The following is a 17709-nucleotide window of genomic DNA, read 5'->3' as shown; positions in this document are numbered from 1 at the left end:
AAGTATTAGAAAAGGCGCTCTGACAGCGCCTTCTATAACGAAATAAATAAACCAGCTTGGTGGCTATTTAAGCTTGTTGATAGATGCTAAAAATGTAGCAATGTGCTGATTAACTTGCTCGCTATATTCATACTGCAAAGCGTGTCCTGCCCCTTCAACAGTGACTAACTGACAATGCTCGCCTAAGGCTTTTTGAACACCCTGCGCTTGGCGATATGGCAATACTTTGTCGGCATCTCCCCACACAACCAAGCTAGGTATATTAATTTTAGCCACTGCAAAATAAGCATCTAGCATTGGCTCTTGCATCAAGCCTCTTACGGTTGCCAACATTGCCTTTCGGTAGCCCTTGTAGCGCATTTGAGGCTCGAACTGTGCCACCCAATCAAGTGCTTTTTCTAGGTTAGATAAATCGTCTAACTGTCGTTTAGGCAAACTAGGTATCACAAAGCTATAGGCCATATATTCACCGATAATCGGTATAGGCAAAGGCGCAATTTTGGGTGTGGAAGTTAAAGGTGCAAGTAAGATAAGCCCTGCGACTCTATCGGGGTACAATTCAGCAAACCTTACGCTAATCGCCCCGCCCATAGATAAACCAGCTAAATACACTGGTTCATCTATTTGCTGGTCATCGAGCAACTCCTTTATTTGCTCCACAAACAGCTGCCGAGTATAAGCAGTATTTGGTCTAGCCGAATAACCTCGCCCATATAGGTCAACGCTAATCACCTGATAGCCCTGCTTAAGTAGACTATTAACGTTACGTTCCCAAACATAAGAAAATGCAGAGAACCCATGAATTAGCACAACAACAGGCGCAGTGCGTTGCCCCTCTCGATGAAAGTGAACTAAACCATGACTAAGTTGTACGTGTTTTCCGGGAAGGTCGTCGGCGTCAATATCGGCAATTTCAAACACTTCTTGATTGCGATAAAAGGGTAAGGCAAGGGCTGCCACTAGCAGTAAAAATAACAAAAACTCTATTAAATATAGCATCGTCATTCCTCCACTTAAGGGGTAGTTCAACTATACAATAAAGCACTGTAAAAAGGAGTTAGTATTGACGAATATTTGACCGACTTAACCTTCAATCAATACCAACTCATTATTGTTGTGATGACAGTAAGTTCATCTAAGATTTAGTAGCGTATTACGGCTACCAAGGCACCTCGATGCCCATTTCTTTAATTAAACGATCTACTTCTTTCCAAGCCGCTTTTTTCTGCGTCATGTCTAGCTCTTCGCCGATTAAGAAGTCGCGATCGCCAGGTGCATTTCCATGGCCTAGCAACGCAGCAATCGACATCCACACATAGGCTTGCTCAGGATCTTCATCCATGTTTTCGCCTTCGAAGTAATACAAACCTAATAGGTAAGCAGCTTCTTGGTGTTTGTTTAATGCTGCCTGGTTATACCAAAACTCGGCTTTGCCAAAATCTTGCTCGGCGCCTATGCCATTCCAAAAGTTTTCTGCTAATAGAAATTGCGCTTCTGCATCTTGCTGCTTGGCGGCAACCATTAGCCACTCAACCGCCAGCTCAGGCTTACTGCCTTGGCTAGTTAAGCCCTCTTGGTATAACACCGCAGCTTGCGTCATGGCAGCTACATTGCCTGCTTTGGCTGCTTTTAAATATTCTGCCAAGGCTGCATCGTAGTTTTGCTCTACGCCGTCACCGTGGTGTAGTTGCTGAGCACGAGTAAACTCTTGCTCGCCACACACGCCGCTACATACAACTGCGGCTGGTGTTTCACTAGTACTAGTTTGATTGTTGCTGCTACAGCCAACGATAAACGCGGCGGCAATACAACTTGCTAAACAATAAACTGATTTTTTCATTATTATTCCTTTGTTGACCACTGCCTAATGACCAAAGAAGGCAGCGGCAGCAACGCTACCACACAATCGCTCGAAGAAAATAGTGAATAATTATTTTGTTGCGATTAATCAATTGCAGGGGAAATACAGAAAAAAGTGCTATTGCGATCACAAAGTTGCTGCTAATACGCATTAACAGCAACAGTTCGATGAATATAGTGACTATTTTATGCAGTTATCGAAGAAGGTCACAGTGGCTGGCCAATCAGAAAATACGCCAACTAACTCAAGATCTTTTTTAAGTACATTAAGTACTTCAAATTCATGCATTGAGGTGTACTTGCGCTCGATGGTCCAAGTAATTAAATCTAAGCCCGCTTCTTTTAGCTGCTTGGCATAATCGGTGGCAACTACTGCTCCATCTTGCTCTTCAACAAGCGCAGTATAAATGGGCGCAACAATATTGATGTTTTTAGCGGCAATTTCTGTTGGGCTAGGCACACCATCAAGCAAGTAAATAAGATAAACGGCTTGCTCACCAAACTCTGGGGTGTTGGCAACCCAGTATTCTACATCGTCAATTGAGAAAGATTGAGCATAAACCTCGCTAGGCTCAATGCCTGCTTCAATGTATTCGTCAATCATTTTTTGGGCAAATTCTTGCTGGGTAATCCCTGCTGCTGCTAAGTCTTGCGCAGCGGGTGTTTTAAGCTCTGGCGTCATTTTTACGCCTAGCTCCTTAAACAACGCAATACTTTCTTTATGCGACATTAATGTGCCAACCTCAGCGTAAAGATCGGTACGGAAACTTGGCGTTGCATCCATGTACTCTTCAACGGTGGTTGCTTGTTTATTAGCCGCGTCCATTTTACCGGTTAGGCTTTTATATTCAGCCAAGGTAAAGTCTGAGGTACGACACTCGGCAGTGGCCTCTACGCCATTAGCAGTGTCTGCCGGAGTGAAGGGAACTGAACATTTAGCAGCTAGATCTGGCACTGCCAGTACATTGGTAGTGGTGTGTAAATCAGCATGTGAGTGGCGGCAAACCAGTTCGCCATCTTTGGTAAAGGCTACATCACACTCAAGCACACCGGCTCCCATACGCGCCGCAGCCATATAGCTTTCTTTGGTATGCTCTGGGAACATTAATGGCGCGCCACGGTGACCAATAGAGAAGTCACTTGCGCTATAAGTTGTCATGTCATCTACACACGCTTGTAAGCTTGTTTTTAGCTCTCCGTCGGCGAGCTGATCAACTAAGAATGCTGGACGAGGCCCTAATTGCACTTTTGATATAGCCCCAGTGTTGGCCGCTTGAATAGGATTGTCGTCGTCGCTACAGGCGCTTAATAGTACAAGTGGGCAGAGAAATAGCCCTAGCTGAGAGAATTTCATTGGTTAACGTCCTTATTGTTGGTGAATAACATCGATTTAAGAGCTAACCAGTAAAGATTCATCGAGTGACAAAGTGATGAAAAATTGATGTTAGATTTATGTCACAAAGATGAACGGCTTGTAAAAGCAACAAAGCCAGCAATAACTATGCTGGCTTTGTTGATTCTAGGGTCTGTTGATCTTTGGTGATGGTTTTTGCAGTCATTTATGCAAGACAGTGAGTGTGCAGTTAAGTGGGCTTAATAATCACTCGCTAACGCTGAATAAATGGCTAAGAAATGCTGCCCGAAGGGTTCGGATAAGCGAACTTTACTCTTTGTTAAGCACTTCTAGCTTAGCCCACTAGGCTTCTAAGTGCTCGCCGCGATTAAAGCCCGCTTATCTCGAACAAAATTTCAACACCAAAGATAAACAAACCCTAGTAACTAGCGATAATCAGGAATGCTTCGATTCCAGGTCACTAATTTTTTATCATTAGCTTTGTTGCGCCAATAACTGGCTAAGCGCGGGTTGGGCTTGGTGGCCAAGCCTACTTTATAGTAGTAAGCCAAAGTACTAGCAGCAGGTTTAGAGCCTTTATCAGCGGCCAAGCTAAACAGTTCAAAGGCTTTGTTATAGTTTTGCTCAACTCCACGACCGTAATGGTACATGCGGGCCAGTGCCCAAATAGCTTGTGGGTTACCCTGCTCGATAGCCTGTTCAAATAAGCGCTGCGCTTTTGCGAAATCTCGCTCACCACTTATTCCATGGTAGTAAAGCAAACCCAATTCACGGCTGGCTGCTGGGTGCATTTCTTGGCTGGCCACTTGGTAATAACCAAGCGCCTTAGTTAAATCGGCTGCTTCAAACATGCCTCTTGCACTAGCTTTACCTATCCAATAAGCCGACTCTGGCCTGCCTTGCTCTGCTAACTGCTGGTGTAAGTTATAACAACTCTGCTGTTTTTTAAGCTGGGTGCACCAAGCACTTAAACGCTGATCTTCATTAGTAGCATTTGGCTTTGCAGAAGCCACAAAGCTATTACTCAAAGCTAGGCTTAGCCCAGCCACACACCAAATATGTAATTTTTTCATGATTTTCATCCTTGGCTTGTTACGACAACTTAGGAGTTAAACCCACTCCCTTGTGATCTATGTCGCATTTTGTATGCCAAATATAAAAACCATATATTTCAAAGTAATGACAGAATCTAAATTCCAAATCACACCATAATGAAGCAATAATCACCAAACCGAGTCACCAAATCAGTAATTATGAAATACAACAATAAAGAAAATAGATTTATTAATAGCCTTTCGCCGATTTACGCCATTGCAGTGGCGTTTGCTTGAACCACTTTTTAAAGCTGCGGATAAATATGGCCGGTTCTTTAAAGCCCAATTGCAGCGAGATATCTGCAATTGATAGCTGGCTATCAACTAAAAAGTCCACTGCCATGGTTTTTCTGGCGTCTTCTAACAAGGTTGAATAGCTAGTTCCTTTGGCTTTTAAGCGCTTTTGCAACACCCGAACATGCACTCCAAATAAGTCCGCTACATGCTCAATACTGGTATTTCCATCGTAGATTAATGGCGGCAAAATCTGATAAATAAGATCATCCAAGTCTTCAAGCCGCTGTAAGGTTTCGCTACTTTGTTTACGCAATGCTTCTGCAGGGTAAACTTGCGCGCCAGTAACGTGGGCCCAACGCTGTTCAAACACAATGGCATTAATAGCTTTATTGTCTTTTACCGGGCAATTAAGAAGTTGGGATAGCTCTTTAGTATGACTAAAACTATGCATTAACCATACTTCGGTCGCTCGCCACGACTCTCCAAACAACGTTTGGAAGGTTTTAAATAAGTTACACAGCATTGCCCTATGCATAGAGTCACAACTAAGTTGATCAGCAAAACGTAAACTAAATTCGGCCCTAACTAAGTTCCCCTCTTGCACTAAATCTAGGTCAGTTCCGCTCGACTGAGCATTCAAGAATGCCTTCAACATTTGGATCATCGCTTCTAGATTAGGCATGCTTTGAACCGCAATGGCTAATACTCCTTGCTTACGCAAAGGCATCGACAAGCCACAACGTGCGCTGGCCAAAGGCTGTTGACTAGCGCGATCTGCAGCTGTCATTAACTTTGCCACTTTAAGCTGACTAATTAAGCCGCTGGTTTGACGCAATAAACTCGGCGAGATATCTGCAGCGGCTAACAGTCGATGCCTGTCTATACCTTGCTGCTCCATGATGTCTACAACCCACTTTAAGGCTGGTAACTGAAATTGATATTCCTGCATCTCGCCGCCACTTCCCTATGAACCATAGTCATTATTTTTGCACTTGTTCGCAAAATGTCAATTTACCACCATAGTTTGATTAAAATAGCAGCAAGTTGAAAGGCCGAGTTGTATTTCAGATTGTTAATTTTTGCTGGCTATACCCAGCACATATTTAGGATCAATAATGACAAAATCACTTAAAGCTATTTTCGCCATCGCACTTTTAAACATGACTATTAGCATGCCTGCATTTAGTAAAAGCGCAGCAGAAGAACGTGCCGAATCAGACCAAATGGTTCAAGAAACCTTGGTTGACTTTAAGAAAGAAAATAGCGACATTGCCGGCAAAATCAACGGCGCAGTAGGTTACGCAGTATTTAGCAATGCCGGTATCAACTTATTTGTTATCTCTGCTGGCGGCGGCCATGGTGTTGCCATCGACAACCAAAGCGGCAAACGCACTTATATGAATATGGGTGAAGCAGGGGTTGGTTTTGGCGCTGGCGTAAAAGACTTCCGCGCATTGATGGTTTTTAACACCCGAGAAGCTTACGACAAGTTTGTAGAATCTGGCTGGTTGTTTGGCGCGCAAGCTGACGCATCTGCTAAAGCTGGCGATAAAGGTGGCTCTGCAGAAAGTGAAGGTGCTATTGGAGATGTAACTATCTATCAAATGACCGAAGCTGGCTTATCGTTAGAAGCGACCGTAAAAGGCACTAAGTTTTGGAAAGATAAAGACTTGAACCAAAGCTAGACTTAACTAAGTAAGCAAATAACAAAAAAGCTTGGCTCAATTGGCCAAGCTTTTTGCTTTCTGCAGCTCTAGATACCGGTACTCATGGTGTATTCTGGCAAACCAGTATGTGGGTCTATTTGCTCTTTCACCAAACTAAACCCCTGAGACAAATAGAACTGATAACTAGCGGTGTTTTGCTTATACACCGACAAAGTTAAAACACTGCGCTGTTGCTTGGCATGAGCAATGAGCTGTTTTCCAATACCCTGCCCTTGTGAATCGGGTGCCACAAAAATAGCCGCTATATGTTTTTCATCAAGCGCATAAAACCCAAGTACTTGGTTGTCTTGCTGATATACGTAAGTCTCGGCATTAGGTAGATAGAGATTACGCATATTATCTACTTGCGAATGCCAAAAGCTGGCATCTACAAAATCGTGCGCTTTTATCGAAGCGGCCAGCCATATATTCAATACTGTTTCAGTATCACCTGATTGATAAGGTCGGATCATTGTGAATGCGAAATTAGTGACAAGTTAAACAATGATACCGCAAACAAACAGAGAAAGGGCATGTCAGCTAAATGATAGTTTGATGAAGGTTAAGCTAGCTGCGAAAAATCTGATTCGAGCTCTGAAATATCAAGAAACCAATAAACAATAAGGCATAAATTTAGTGCCCCTCTTGCTCCATTTTCTCTACAAAGTCATCAAGCTCTTTTCCGGGGCTGTGGCTAAACACCCGTTCTTGATGATGTAATTCGGTAATTCGATCAACCCGAAAGCTGCGAAAATCATCACGCAGTTCGCACCACGCTAGTAAGGTCCAGGTGCCTCGCCAAAAATAAATGGCCAGTGGGCGAATTTCTCGTTTGGTGCAGTCAGCTTTGGCATCTTGATAGCAAATCTCTAGGTATTCACGCTGTTGCGAAGCAATACGCAAGGGATCTAAGTATTTGAATTGGTCGCTGTCGATATAAAAATCGGGGGCAAACATTAAAGATTGATAGGCTTGTAGGCGTTGTGGCAATACCGCTTCTACTTTAATCATGGCTTGCTTGGCAGCCGAAGACAGTTCTTTGCCTGCCCAGGTTTGCACCATACGCATGCCAATTTGAATGGCCTCTAGCTCCGCTTCATTAAACATTAGCGGTGGTACGCTAACTTCTTGGCGCAACAAATAGCCTACGCCAGCTTCTCCTTCAATGGGAATGCCACTTAAACAAAGGTCTTGTACGTCACGGTAGATGGTGCGAGTTGATACTTCTAAACGATCGGCTAAATCTTGGGCAGTGGTGAGTCGCCGCATACGCAGAATTTGTACTATCTGAAAAAGCCTGTCTGCCCGTCTCATAAATCATCCCTGCCAAAGTGCAGAGCAAACACTAGCCCAGCTTTATAGGCTGAGCTAGCTAAATTTGCTTGCATAACCACGTCGATATTACTGGAACTTAGACCACAGACCTATTTTATTACCTTCACTATCCACAAATAAGGCGAAGTAACCATGCTCGCCATCTTGAATGGCGGTAACAGGCATTAAGATCTGCACGCCCGATTGAGTGATTTTATCTACTAAAGGGCTAAGCTTTTCGCTCAAATGCAGATAAACGGTGCTGCCATCCATGCTTGGCTTCATCATTTCATGCTGACATAAACCAAAACTAGCAGCCTCTGGATCTTCGGTTTCTAGAATGGCCATATCCATATCGCCCATATTCTCGCGGCGAAAGGTTAGATCAAAGTGCTCGGCGTAAAAAGCTAACGCGCGGTCCATATTGGCAACGGCGATCTCTGCCCATACTAAAGGTGCAACTGCTAACATAACTATCTCCTTGCTGTTACCGGCTAGCCCCCATGGCCAGCCAGTGAGATAACTATAATCCCCTGCTACTGACACCTACCTGTCAGTAGGGTTTCAGTAGTTGAAATTAATTTACTCAAATAAACCTTGTTCCAGTTCGAAGAGTTTACAAGTAGTGGCGCATCCTTAGCGCCAAGCTATTGAATATGATTAGCTTATTTGCAAAACTTCTGGCGACAAATTTATCACTATAAACACAAGGAAATGTGAGTGGCTAAATATGAGCTAGTGAGTTTAGGCGCTCAAAATGGAAATAATCGCGATAACCATGTGGTACATAGTCTGTGTAAAGCCTTAGATATCACACCAGCTACTGCTCAAAAATACCTAATTGAAGGACATGTCCTCAAAGAGAGCCTGTCACTCAGTTTGGCTAAAAGCCTTGCCGCAGTATTTAGCGAACATGGCTTGCGCGTTGAGCTTAGAGAAATGGCAGTGCTTGAAGCAAACAACGCTGCACCAACTACCCCTCATAGCAAGGCTCAACAAAACGGCGCGCCTAAACTAAAAGCAGACTTTATTAAACTGCTTAGTGGTGAGTTTCCGCGATCTAGCGTAAGCCGAGAGTACCGAATTGGCATGATATGCACGCTACTTATTAGCCTAATTGCTCCGCTTATTTACTTGCTTATGTTAATGGGTTTAATCAGTTTTTCGGTGTTTTACTTCTCGGTATTAGTTGACAACATCGGTGATTTTTCTGGTGGCATTGCTAAGCAATTTCTCCTCGTTGTTCCTTATTTTATTGTTATTGTGCTGTTTCTGTTTTTGCTTAAACCTTTATTTGCCAGCTACCAGCAACCCAAACTATATCGCCTACAAGCCAAAAGAGCTCCGGCATTATTCAATCTAGTTGATGTAATGTGCGACAAACTATCGGTTCCTCGCCCAACAGAAATTTGCTTAGATACCCAAGTAAATGCCTCTGCCGGAGGCCTAGACGGCTGGCTTAGCCTGCGTAAAGGCGAGTTACGCCTAACTATTGGCATGCCCTTACTAACCGGCATGAATATGCGCCAGTTAAGTGGCATTTTGGCGCACGAGTTTGGCCATTTTGCTCAAACCCAGGCGATGCAAACCCGCTATATTGTGCAAACCGTTAACCATTGGTTTTATAGCCGAGCCTACCAGCCCGACGAATGGGATTTACGCCTGCAAAACTGGGCTAAGCAAGAACACATGCCCTTTGTTATGAATATCGCAATTATTGCCGCTCAGCTTTCTATAGGCCTTACTCGATTCATTTTTAAAGGTTTGTTTAATCTCAACTTTAAGCTCACTCAATATATGTCTCGCGCAATGGAGTTTGACGCCGACAGCTACGAAAGCCGCTTTGTGGGTAGCGATCAGTTTGAGAACACCGCCATTGAACTGCGTAAGCTGGCCTTAGCTGCGCAAAAAGTAGCAGACATCAATAAACTAGCCTGGAATGACAACAAACTACTGGCGAATATACCGTTGGCGGTTGCCAATTTAGCCAAGCAAACCAGCAAAGCGCAGATGAGCAAAATAGAACAGCAAATGCAGCGCACAGACAGCTCAACCTGGGATAGTCACCCTGCAGATAAAGATCGTATTGCTTTTGTTACTTCACGAGGCGACCAAGGTATTTTTAAATCTGAATTACCTGCAGTTTTGCTAATCGGTGATATCGACACCTTAAGCGAGTCGGTAAGTGCTTTTTTCTATACTCAGCAAGGCATAAAACAGCCCAGTAAATTTACGGTGAGCAACGACAGCTTAATTGAGAATGAACAACAAAAACAACAAACTGCCGAGTACCTAAAGCAGTTTTTTGGAGAGATCTACAGCGGACGCTTTTTCCATCTCTCAAACCTTGTCGACAATAAACCCAGCGGTTTAAGCGATTGCATCGCGCAGATTAATGCCCAACACCTACAGATCAACAATCAGGAACAGCTCTACTTTAAGCAGCTAGACACCTTGCGTGTCGCCTCTTTAGTAAAGCTTTATTATGAAGCTAACTTAAATATAGCGCCGGAAGATTTTGACCTGCCTGCTAGTAATCGAGTTGATGTTGGTAATTTAATCACCGAATCTACGGCGGCAATAAAGCAGCATCAAAATGAATTTAAACCCTTTGATAAACTGTTACATCACCGCATTATGCTGTGCCGTTCGTTGATGTCGAGCCAACAAAGTGCCCGGCTAGATAGCTTATTAAACGCCCTGCAAGGCATGGCTAAGCTGGAGCCAATTATCAATAACTTAGAGCGTTTTCACTTTATCCTCGATACGCTAATCAACCTAGACGATGAATGGCAAGCAAAAATTCATTCTCGACTATTAGCGCAAACAAACTTGTGCGCCTTAGAAACTAAGCGTTTAGCCATTGAAGCGAAAAACATTAGCCTGCCAGATCCTAAATACCCTAACTTGGCTGAGTTTATCGAAGGCTGGAATGGCGGCGTACTGGACTTCTCCCTCACTATTCAACCCTCGCAATATATGTTCATTTGTGAACAGAGTTATAAGGCAGCAAAATACAAACACTATTGGTTATGTGCCGAACTAAGCCAACTATGTATGGAAGTTGAGAGCAGCATAGATACTCAAGCACTAAGTGAACCCGCCGATGAGCTCGCTTTGGTTTAGAGCATTATCTCTCGTCTAGAGCACATATTTCCACGACCAGCAGAGTAACTAGGGCCTGTTGATCTTTGCTGATGGTTTTTACAGCAATTTATTAGCCATTTAGTCAAGGCAGTGAGTGTGAAGTTAAGTGGGCTTATTAATCACTCGCTAACGCTGAATAAATGGCTAAGGAATGCTGCCCGAAGGGTTCAGATAAGCGAACTTTACTCTTCGTTGAACACTTTTCACTTAGCCCACTAGGTTTCAAAGTGCTCGCCGCGATTAAAGCCCGCTTATCTTGAATAAAATTTCAACACCAAAGATCAACAGGCCCTAGCACTAACTCAGCAAACTAAACCCAAAGCGAACAATTTTGTACAAAACCTCCTGCTAAATCTGCGCTATGATGACAGCTTATACCAATCACACTAAGTAAGTGGTCAGAAATAGCGCAGGAAAAATGCTCGAGAATAAGGCAGGATTTTTCGATAAGTGGTTACTCTACAATCAAAAATTCTAACGCAGTTATCGAGCATTTTAACCAGTTAGAATGATCAATTACTTGGTACGATTGGTATTCTTCAGGCCAGTAAGGAGGCAAGCCAATGACAAAAGAACAAGCACGTTATCAGCTTGCCGACGAGTTAGGCGGTATAGAAATACTGAATGCCCGCTATCAACAGCAAAACTTTTCGCGGCATAGTCACGAAGGCTACACCATTGGTGTGATTGAAAGCGGCGCGCAACAGTTTTACCGCACCGGTGGCAACCATATCGCCCCGCAAGACAGTATTATTTTGGTGAACGCCGATGAAGTACATACTGGCTGCTCGGCCTCGGAAGGAGGCTGGTCCTATCAGGCCATGTACCCCACTCCTGAGCAATTTGAACAACTCAGCCAAGACTTAGGCATTAAGCAACAAGGCGCTCCCTATTTTAGCCAAGCAGTGGTGCAAGATTCGGTGGTTGCTGGCTCTTTACGCGCTACCCTTGCATTACTGGCGAACTCTAACAATCGCTTACAACGTGAGAGTATGGTGTACGCGAGCTTGAGCTTACTGATGACTCGGCACGCTAAAACTCGCCCAACAACCACATCTACCTTTAATGAGCGCAATCACCTTAGTTTAGTGAAGCAGTTTTTGGATGAGCAGCCTCAAGCTAATGTCTCTCTCAGCGAACTGGCTAAGTTAGTGAATTTGAGCCCTTGTTATTTAGTGAAGCAGTTTGTAAAGCGCTACGGTCTTCCGCCACATGCTTACCAAATTCAAGCGAGATTACGCTTAGCCAAACAACTGTTGCGCCAAGGTAACAAACAATTGGATGTCGCCTTAGATTGTGGCTTTCATGATCAAAGCCATTTTAGCCGCCACTTTAAACGCGCTTTGGGTGTTTCTCCTGGCCGTTATGCCAAGGAACTTGCAGCTTAGCTAAGCCTGCCTTTTACCCTCTCAAGGAAAATTGTGAACAGTACAGACTATATAAACCATTTAACTTGGTCTAATAAACTCACCGCATTTGCCAAAGGTACCTTAGCGGTATTGCCGCTCACCATTGCCGTTGTGCCATGGGGAATATTAGCGGGCTCTTATGCAATGGAGGCAGGCCTTAGCCCTTTGCAAAGCCAAGCTATGTCGGCCATTTTATTCGCGGGTTCTGCCCAATTGGTAGCTACCGGCATGTTTAAGCTGGGATCTGGCCTGTTAAGTATGCTGGTTACCACCATGCTAATTACTTCGCGCCACTTTCTGTACAGCATGGCCATGCGCCCCAAGATTAGCGGCTTACCGCTAAAGTGGCGCCTGTTACTGGGCTATTTGCTTACCGATGAATTGTTTGCCATTGCTAATCAAGACAAAGCTGAACGCTTTGATCGCTGGTACGCATTAGGGGGCGGCTTAAGTTTTTATCTTGGTTGGAATATCGCTTCTGCGGTGGGCATTGTGGCTGGCGCAAATATCGAAAACCTAGACAGCTGGGGGCTAGACTTCGCCATTGCCGCTACTTTTATCGCCATTGTTGTGCCAAACATAAAACATGGCTCGGGCTTACTGTGTGTGCTTATCGCTTTAGTAAGTTCGGTAGCGTGTGAACTTTATGCAGTGCCTGGAGGCCTACTCATTTCGGCTCTGCTGGCTATGGGTTTAGCCACAGCTTACGCTAAGTGGCGCGGAGAAGAGCAATGATTTGGTTTACTATTTTAGCTATGGCCGCAATTGTATTTGCCAGCCGTTACCTGTTCTTAGAGCCAAAAATTCCGCTTAGGTTGAACAAGACAACGTTACAGTTTTTAAGCTACTCAGCCCCTGCAGTGCTAACGGCCATATTTGCTCCGATCGTATTTATTCGCGATCAACAATTGGCATTATCCTTAGACAATCCCTATCTGCTCGCCGCCGTGCTAGCTGCACTGTTAGCCTACTTCACCCGTAATGCACTAATAACTACAGTTGTGAGCATGACAGTATTTTTTTTGATTCATTAATCTTCTAACCAAGCCAAGGCGCTTTGCTCATCTTCAAATACTTGTACTTCGCCAGCAATAAACCAATTGCCCACCTTGGAGGCCCACTCTAGCCATTGTTGGTGGCCTAAAATAGCCACTTTTTCAAAATCTTGGCCATGCTTTAAGCCTAGCTTTAAGTCATCCCATGCGGCTCTTAGCTCCCAACCTTCTAACTCACTAGCATCAAAAAAGGCACGAATTTGTGGATGTTCAACCTCAGCTAAGGCTGATTCAATGATAGGTGTAATGGTTTGATAATCTTGATGAGTGAGTGTGCCGCAGGCTTTAAACGAAACCAATAAGCGGGTTTCTACTCGCTCAATGCCCACTGTAATGCCGTGTCTGCGAATTGCCATACTGAGTCCCTTATTAATTCAAACTTGCCCTACCAGTATGGTCGAGATTTACTCACTCACAAGCTTAATTAAATACAATTAAATCTACCCTCATTTGGCGATTGTATTTAAGCTAGTTTGAATGCAAAATTCGCCTATGAAAGACTCAGAAATCATCACTCCCCTGCCTTCATTGATTCGCCGTATTGGTGGTAACAATGCCAAGCAAGCTAAACAACTAGCGCTTGAATCGGGTTGCCAACTAAAACGAATTCGTCGCTCTAGAAACTGGCAACTAGTGGGAGAACTGTCAGCCTTAAACGGCTTATTACAAGACTTAAAAAATCTAGAATCTGAGGACTTCAGGTATCTAACCACTAAGCTGGAACAAGGCTTAGCCCACTATCAAGACCTACTAGAACCTAAAGCGCAACGCTTAAGCCGGATCTTAAAAGATAAGCCCAATGCCACCTTAGCAGAGCTAATCGCCCTAACCGATTGCACCATGGCAGAAGCACGCCAAGCACGATTCGACGCAGAAATTTAAGTCACAAGCCGTAAATTTAGCCGAGCTGAGACCAAAGCCGCTCTACTTGCTGCAAGGTATTTGCGTATGGCTGTTTTTCACAGCAGGCAAACCCAGCTAGCTGGCGAAGTTTAAATTTTGTAGACCAAGGGCTGGTCACCCCAGTTAAAAATCGACAGGCCATTATGGGGCTAAGCAGCGCTTGTTGGCTGGCACTTAAATGTTGTTTAAGCTCTTGTAAGTAATTAAACACTTGAGCATCGTCTAGCTGCTTAAGCGGCGCAGAATAACTCAACTTAGCCACTTGCCCGCGGCATACACTACAATGGCCACATTGTGCAGGCGCGTTGTGGTCATCAAAGTAACGCGCTAACTGGTAACTTAAGCAAGAATCTAATTCAAAGAAACGAACCAACTGGGCAATCCGCTTAATCTCTTTAGTTTGCGTATCGTTGAAGTACTGGCTTAAACGGCTGGCAAGTTGAGGGTCGGCCAAACCCGCTGCGTTTACTTGATATACCTCGGTAATCTTCTTGGTTTCTAACTCGATTAAGCCCTGCTCTGCCAAATACTCTAGCGCGGCCACTACTCTGGAGCGCTCTGCTTGATACTGCTGATACAGGCCATCAAAGTTAAGGCTACCCCATATTTTTTTCATTTGAGTATGGGAGAAAATCGCTTCAATAAACTGTAAGCGTTCGCCAGAAAAGCGAGCTAGCACTGCGCTTTTGTCTACTAAGAACTTGTACTTAAAATCAGCATAATAGGCATATAAAGGCTTAATAAGACCTTGAATCTCCAATTGCACCAATAGGGTTTTAAGTGGCAGTTGGCGAATATTAGTAAGGCTAGACAGGCTGTTTATTTGCACTTCCCATTGCTCGCCTTGAGATTCAGCCTGAATGTTTGCCAACAAGGCTTCTATGCCACTTTGCTCAGGCGTATCGCCGTATACAAAGTTCTCGACCGTGGTTAAACCGTCTAAATTCGCCAAGGTTAAACAGTGCGAAAGCTGACCATCGCGCCCTGCTCGGCCAATTTCTTGGCTGTAGTTTTCGATAGACTTCGGCAAATCAAAATGCACTACAAAGCGAATGTCACTTTTATCTACCCCCATACCAAAAGCTATGGTGGCCACCACCACCGGTACTTTGCCCGCCATAAAATCATCTTGCGTTTGTTGGCGTTGCTCATTAGCAAAACCGGCATGATAGGCAACTGCATTTATGCCTTGTTGCTGTAAAAAGCTTGCCACCTGTTCAGCGCTGTTTTGCAAGGTAACATAAACGATGCCAGCCCCCGTTTGTTGGCGAATAAACGCTAATAGCTGTTGCTGTTTATCCTTGCTACTGCAGGCCTGCACACTTAGATCTAAGTTGTTTCGATAAAAGCCTGTTTGCACGATGTCATCTTCTGCTATAGCAAAGCGCGCGGCCATATCGAGTTTTACTTTTTTAGTGGCCGTGGCGGTTAATAGCAGCACTAAAGGAATGTTAAGTTCTTGACGATATTGCGGCAGCTTTAAGTAGTCGGGGCGAAAGTTATGCCCCCACTCAGAGATACAGTGCGCCTCGTCTACCACCAACATAGATACCGACACCGATTGTATAAACTGACGAAAACGCTCGTTTTTAAAACGCTCTACCGAGACCATTAATATTTTAGTTTTGCCGCTGCGCACCTCACTCATTACCTGCTTACTTTGCTCAGCAGTTAAGGTGGAATCTAAACTGGCTGCAGCAATGCCTTTAGCCTGTAAAAAAGCCAGCTGATCTTTAATCAATGCCAATAACGGAGACACCACCAAAGTAAGATGCGGCAGTTGCAAGGCGGTAAACTGATAACATAACGATTTACCCGACCCTGTGGGAAAAATCGCTAAACAAGAACGCTGAGCCAATAAGCGCTCCACCACCGGTGCTTGCCCTTGGCGAAAACCGTCAAATCCAAAATGTTGTTTTAACTGAGCAGATAAATCTTGAGGCATGTAGGTAAGCTCTTAGTGGTTAAATAAATTTAACTATAGGGCGTGATATAAGGCATGTGCAGCCAAGCCAATAAACACGCTGGCGGCAACACTAAGTAAAGTACCCAGCATTACATATTCGGTAAGTTTTCGATCGGTATGATCTTTTAGGTCGCCAAAACGAAAAATCGATTTGGCGGTAACGATAAAGCCAATTGCGGCAAATTGATTGAGCAATACACAAGTAAGCACCAAGCTACGCTCTACCATGCCAATCGCCTGTCCAGCCATAGGTAAATTTTGCTTTGGCTGTTCAGTAAGTGGGCTCCAGCGCTGCAAGATTAAGCCAAGCACCTTTGAACATGGCCCCCAAATAAGTAAATAAGCAAAAATAATTACTAATACTTTGGCCTGCATCGCTTGCTCGAAGAGCACACTCACTAGCGGCCAGGCTTGGCTTAGCTCCACAACCAATAGCAACAATACTGCAAGCTGGGCTAGTTGCTGGCCAAGGTAATAACGGCTTCTATCGGGCAAGTAAGCACTTACCCCAGCAATTAACACACTGGCGATAAACAATGCCGCTATAGCCGCTAACAAAGGGCCAAGTGCTGATACAAACAACATGCTTATGCCTGCAAACAACACCGTGATAAGCAGCGCGCGAAAATACAAACCACCAGCTGCAAACTTACTTTGCTGAATGGCCTCGAGCCAAGAGTTTGGTAAACAATAAAACTCTAACAACAGATAAGCTAAGCCAATACTAAGAGCGAATTGCGCCAGTGTTTCCATAATAAAACTCTTCCATAAGTTGGATAAAAAACAGTTTATATTCTTCTAGCAATTGGTACTGAGACTGATTGAGCAACTTAGTGGCATTTACCCGTGAACTATTAAGTTGCGCCGCCAGTGCTGCGTGGCTTGGCTCAGTTAGCTGCCAGTATAACGACAAGGCTTGCGCTTGTTTAATGGTAAGCTCTTGCACTTGATGATCGGCAAATTTAGTTAGCAATTCAATACGTTGCGTAAACTTAGTGTCGTTGCTAAATATTCCCAAATAGTGACGTTTAAGACTATCTAGTCCGCGCCCAGATAATACAAAGGCTTCACCATTTGAGCGTGACACAAACTCCGCCAAAGGATCTATCTCGCCAATACCAATTCCAATACGTGCATCAAAGGCTAAGTTTTTATCGCCAGAGGCTTTTAAATCTAAACGAATGGCTAAAGCACATTCTAATGCTTGGCGTGGATCATTTAGCACCAGCTGAAAAGCATCACCGCGAAAAATTTCGTAGCGACATTGGTAGCGTTCGCTGGCTAAAGCCAAACTAGCGCTCAATCGCTGCAAAATTTTTGCAAAATCTTGGCTGTTTAACTCGCTAGAGCCAACTAAGTCCCCAGTAAGAACGGCTACCTGCTGCATAGTATTATCCTCTTCATTGAGAACAAGGTAACCCAAATTAGTTACTTTGTAAAATGTAACCCAAATAAGTTACATACCATAAAGTAACTTGCTTATTACCCGCTAAGCACATCGACCAGCATTCAACAAACTTAAAGCTCATATAAATCATACAATTTTAGATTTTTGTATAGGTGAAAAAAGAGCCTTCAGTTCAAACTTAACCAGTAATCCAGCTCAAAAAGGCTAAAAACCCACCAAATAAGGCTAAAACTGGTAAACCTTGCTTTAGCTTAAA

18 protein-coding genes are annotated in these 17709 nt (G+C 44.0%); 6 read left to right on the top strand and 12 right to left on the bottom strand.

What is annotated here, in order from left to right:
- Positions 1-63: 63 nt before the first annotated feature.
- From K5609_RS07215 to K5609_RS07195, 5 genes are all read right to left on the bottom strand, one after another.
- Complete coding sequence (locus K5609_RS07215) at positions 64-999, bottom strand: alpha/beta fold hydrolase (protein WP_221076582.1); 936 nt, start codon at positions 997-999, stop codon at positions 64-66.
- 160 nt (positions 1000-1159) lie between these two features.
- Positions 1160-1840, bottom strand: coding sequence for a tetratricopeptide repeat protein (locus K5609_RS07210; RefSeq protein ID WP_221076581.1), 681 nt, complete (start codon positions 1838-1840; stop codon positions 1160-1162).
- A 201-nt stretch (positions 1841-2041) separates the two neighbouring features.
- A complete protein-coding gene (locus K5609_RS07205) occupies positions 2042-3214 on the bottom strand; it encodes a glycerophosphodiester phosphodiesterase family protein (protein WP_221076580.1) in 1173 nt (390 codons plus the stop codon).
- Between the two features lie 425 nt (positions 3215-3639).
- Positions 3640-4287: a tetratricopeptide repeat protein gene (locus K5609_RS07200; protein WP_221076579.1), complete on the bottom strand. Its 648-nt coding sequence runs from the start codon at positions 4285-4287 to the stop codon at positions 3640-3642.
- A 211-nt stretch (positions 4288-4498) separates the two neighbouring features.
- Positions 4499-5494 carry an AraC family transcriptional regulator gene (locus K5609_RS07195; protein ID WP_221076578.1) on the bottom strand — a complete coding sequence of 332 codons (996 nt, stop codon included), beginning with the start codon at positions 5492-5494 and terminating at the stop codon, positions 4499-4501.
- Between the two features lie 166 nt (positions 5495-5660).
- Here K5609_RS07195 and K5609_RS07190 point away from each other — a divergent pair, with 166 nt between their 5' ends.
- Positions 5661-6230: a lipid-binding SYLF domain-containing protein gene (locus K5609_RS07190; RefSeq protein ID WP_221076577.1), complete on the top strand. Its 570-nt coding sequence runs from the start codon at positions 5661-5663 to the stop codon at positions 6228-6230.
- 68 nt (positions 6231-6298) lie between these two features.
- On the opposite strand, the gene K5609_RS07185 is transcribed toward K5609_RS07190, so the two are convergent.
- From K5609_RS07185 to K5609_RS07175, 3 genes are all read right to left on the bottom strand, one after another.
- Complete coding sequence (locus K5609_RS07185; RefSeq protein WP_152779427.1) at positions 6299-6724, bottom strand: N-acetyltransferase; 426 nt, start codon at positions 6722-6724, stop codon at positions 6299-6301.
- Between the two features lie 160 nt (positions 6725-6884).
- Positions 6885-7565 (bottom strand): helix-turn-helix transcriptional regulator, encoded by a 681-nt coding sequence (locus K5609_RS07180; RefSeq protein WP_040307408.1) that lies wholly within the window; start codon positions 7563-7565, stop codon positions 6885-6887.
- Between the two features lie 87 nt (positions 7566-7652).
- Entirely contained in the window at positions 7653-8036 is a 384-nt protein-coding gene (locus K5609_RS07175; RefSeq protein ID WP_016402805.1) for a VOC family protein, read from the bottom strand.
- Positions 8037-8285: 249 nt separating this feature from the next.
- On the opposite strand from K5609_RS07175, the gene K5609_RS07170 reads away from it, so the two are divergent.
- From K5609_RS07170 to K5609_RS07155, 4 genes are all read left to right on the top strand, one after another.
- Positions 8286-10691, top strand: a complete 2406-nt coding sequence (locus K5609_RS07170) for a M48 family metallopeptidase (protein WP_221076576.1) — start codon at positions 8286-8288, stop codon at positions 10689-10691.
- A gap of 584 nt (positions 10692-11275) precedes the next feature.
- The gene (locus K5609_RS07165; RefSeq protein WP_016402802.1) at positions 11276-12100 is read left to right on the top strand and encodes an AraC family transcriptional regulator; all 825 of its coding nucleotides are present in this window, start codon (positions 11276-11278) and stop codon (positions 12098-12100) included.
- Positions 12101-12133: 33 nt separating this feature from the next.
- Positions 12134-12856, top strand: a complete 723-nt coding sequence (locus tag K5609_RS07160) for an AzlC family ABC transporter permease (protein WP_016402801.1) — start codon at positions 12134-12136, stop codon at positions 12854-12856.
- Positions 12853-13155: an AzlD domain-containing protein gene (locus tag K5609_RS07155; RefSeq protein ID WP_221076575.1), complete on the top strand. Its 303-nt coding sequence runs from the start codon at positions 12853-12855 to the stop codon at positions 13153-13155. The genes K5609_RS07160 and K5609_RS07155 overlap by 4 nt, the downstream gene beginning before the upstream one ends.
- Here the strand turns inward: K5609_RS07155 and K5609_RS07150 are convergent.
- Entirely contained in the window at positions 13152-13532 is a 381-nt protein-coding gene (locus K5609_RS07150) for a SpoIIAA family protein (protein ID WP_221076574.1), read from the bottom strand. The genes K5609_RS07155 and K5609_RS07150 overlap by 4 nt on opposite strands.
- 121 nt (positions 13533-13653) lie before the next feature.
- Between K5609_RS07150 and K5609_RS07145 the strand changes: the two genes are divergently transcribed.
- Positions 13654-14058 carry a ribosome recycling factor family protein gene (locus K5609_RS07145; protein ID WP_221076573.1) on the top strand — a complete coding sequence of 135 codons (405 nt, stop codon included), beginning with the start codon at positions 13654-13656 and terminating at the stop codon, positions 14056-14058.
- A 16-nt stretch (positions 14059-14074) separates the two neighbouring features.
- Here K5609_RS07145 and K5609_RS07140 read toward each other — a convergent pair whose 3' ends face one another.
- Genes K5609_RS07140 through K5609_RS07130 form a run of 3 tightly spaced genes read right to left on the bottom strand, consistent with a single transcriptional unit; the run spans position 14075 to position 17432 of the window.
- On the bottom strand, positions 14075-16024 hold the full coding sequence (locus K5609_RS07140; RefSeq protein ID WP_221076572.1) for a RecQ family ATP-dependent DNA helicase: 1950 nt from the start codon (positions 16022-16024) through the stop codon (positions 14075-14077).
- Between the two features lie 33 nt (positions 16025-16057).
- The gene (locus K5609_RS07135; RefSeq protein WP_221076571.1) at positions 16058-16798 is read right to left on the bottom strand and encodes a hypothetical protein; all 741 of its coding nucleotides are present in this window, start codon (positions 16796-16798) and stop codon (positions 16058-16060) included.
- Positions 16770-17432 (bottom strand): nucleotidyl cyclase domain-containing protein, encoded by a 663-nt coding sequence (locus K5609_RS07130; RefSeq protein ID WP_221076570.1) that lies wholly within the window; start codon positions 17430-17432, stop codon positions 16770-16772. Before K5609_RS07130 ends, K5609_RS07135 begins: the two co-directional genes overlap by 29 nt.
- Positions 17433-17709: the final 277 nt, after the last annotated feature.

The sequence above is a fragment of the Agarivorans aestuarii genome (genome assembly GCF_019670125.1).
Taxonomy (GTDB): domain Bacteria; phylum Pseudomonadota; class Gammaproteobacteria; order Enterobacterales; family Celerinatantimonadaceae; genus Agarivorans; species Agarivorans aestuarii.
This window is presented reverse-complemented; position numbering and strand designations above follow the sequence as displayed.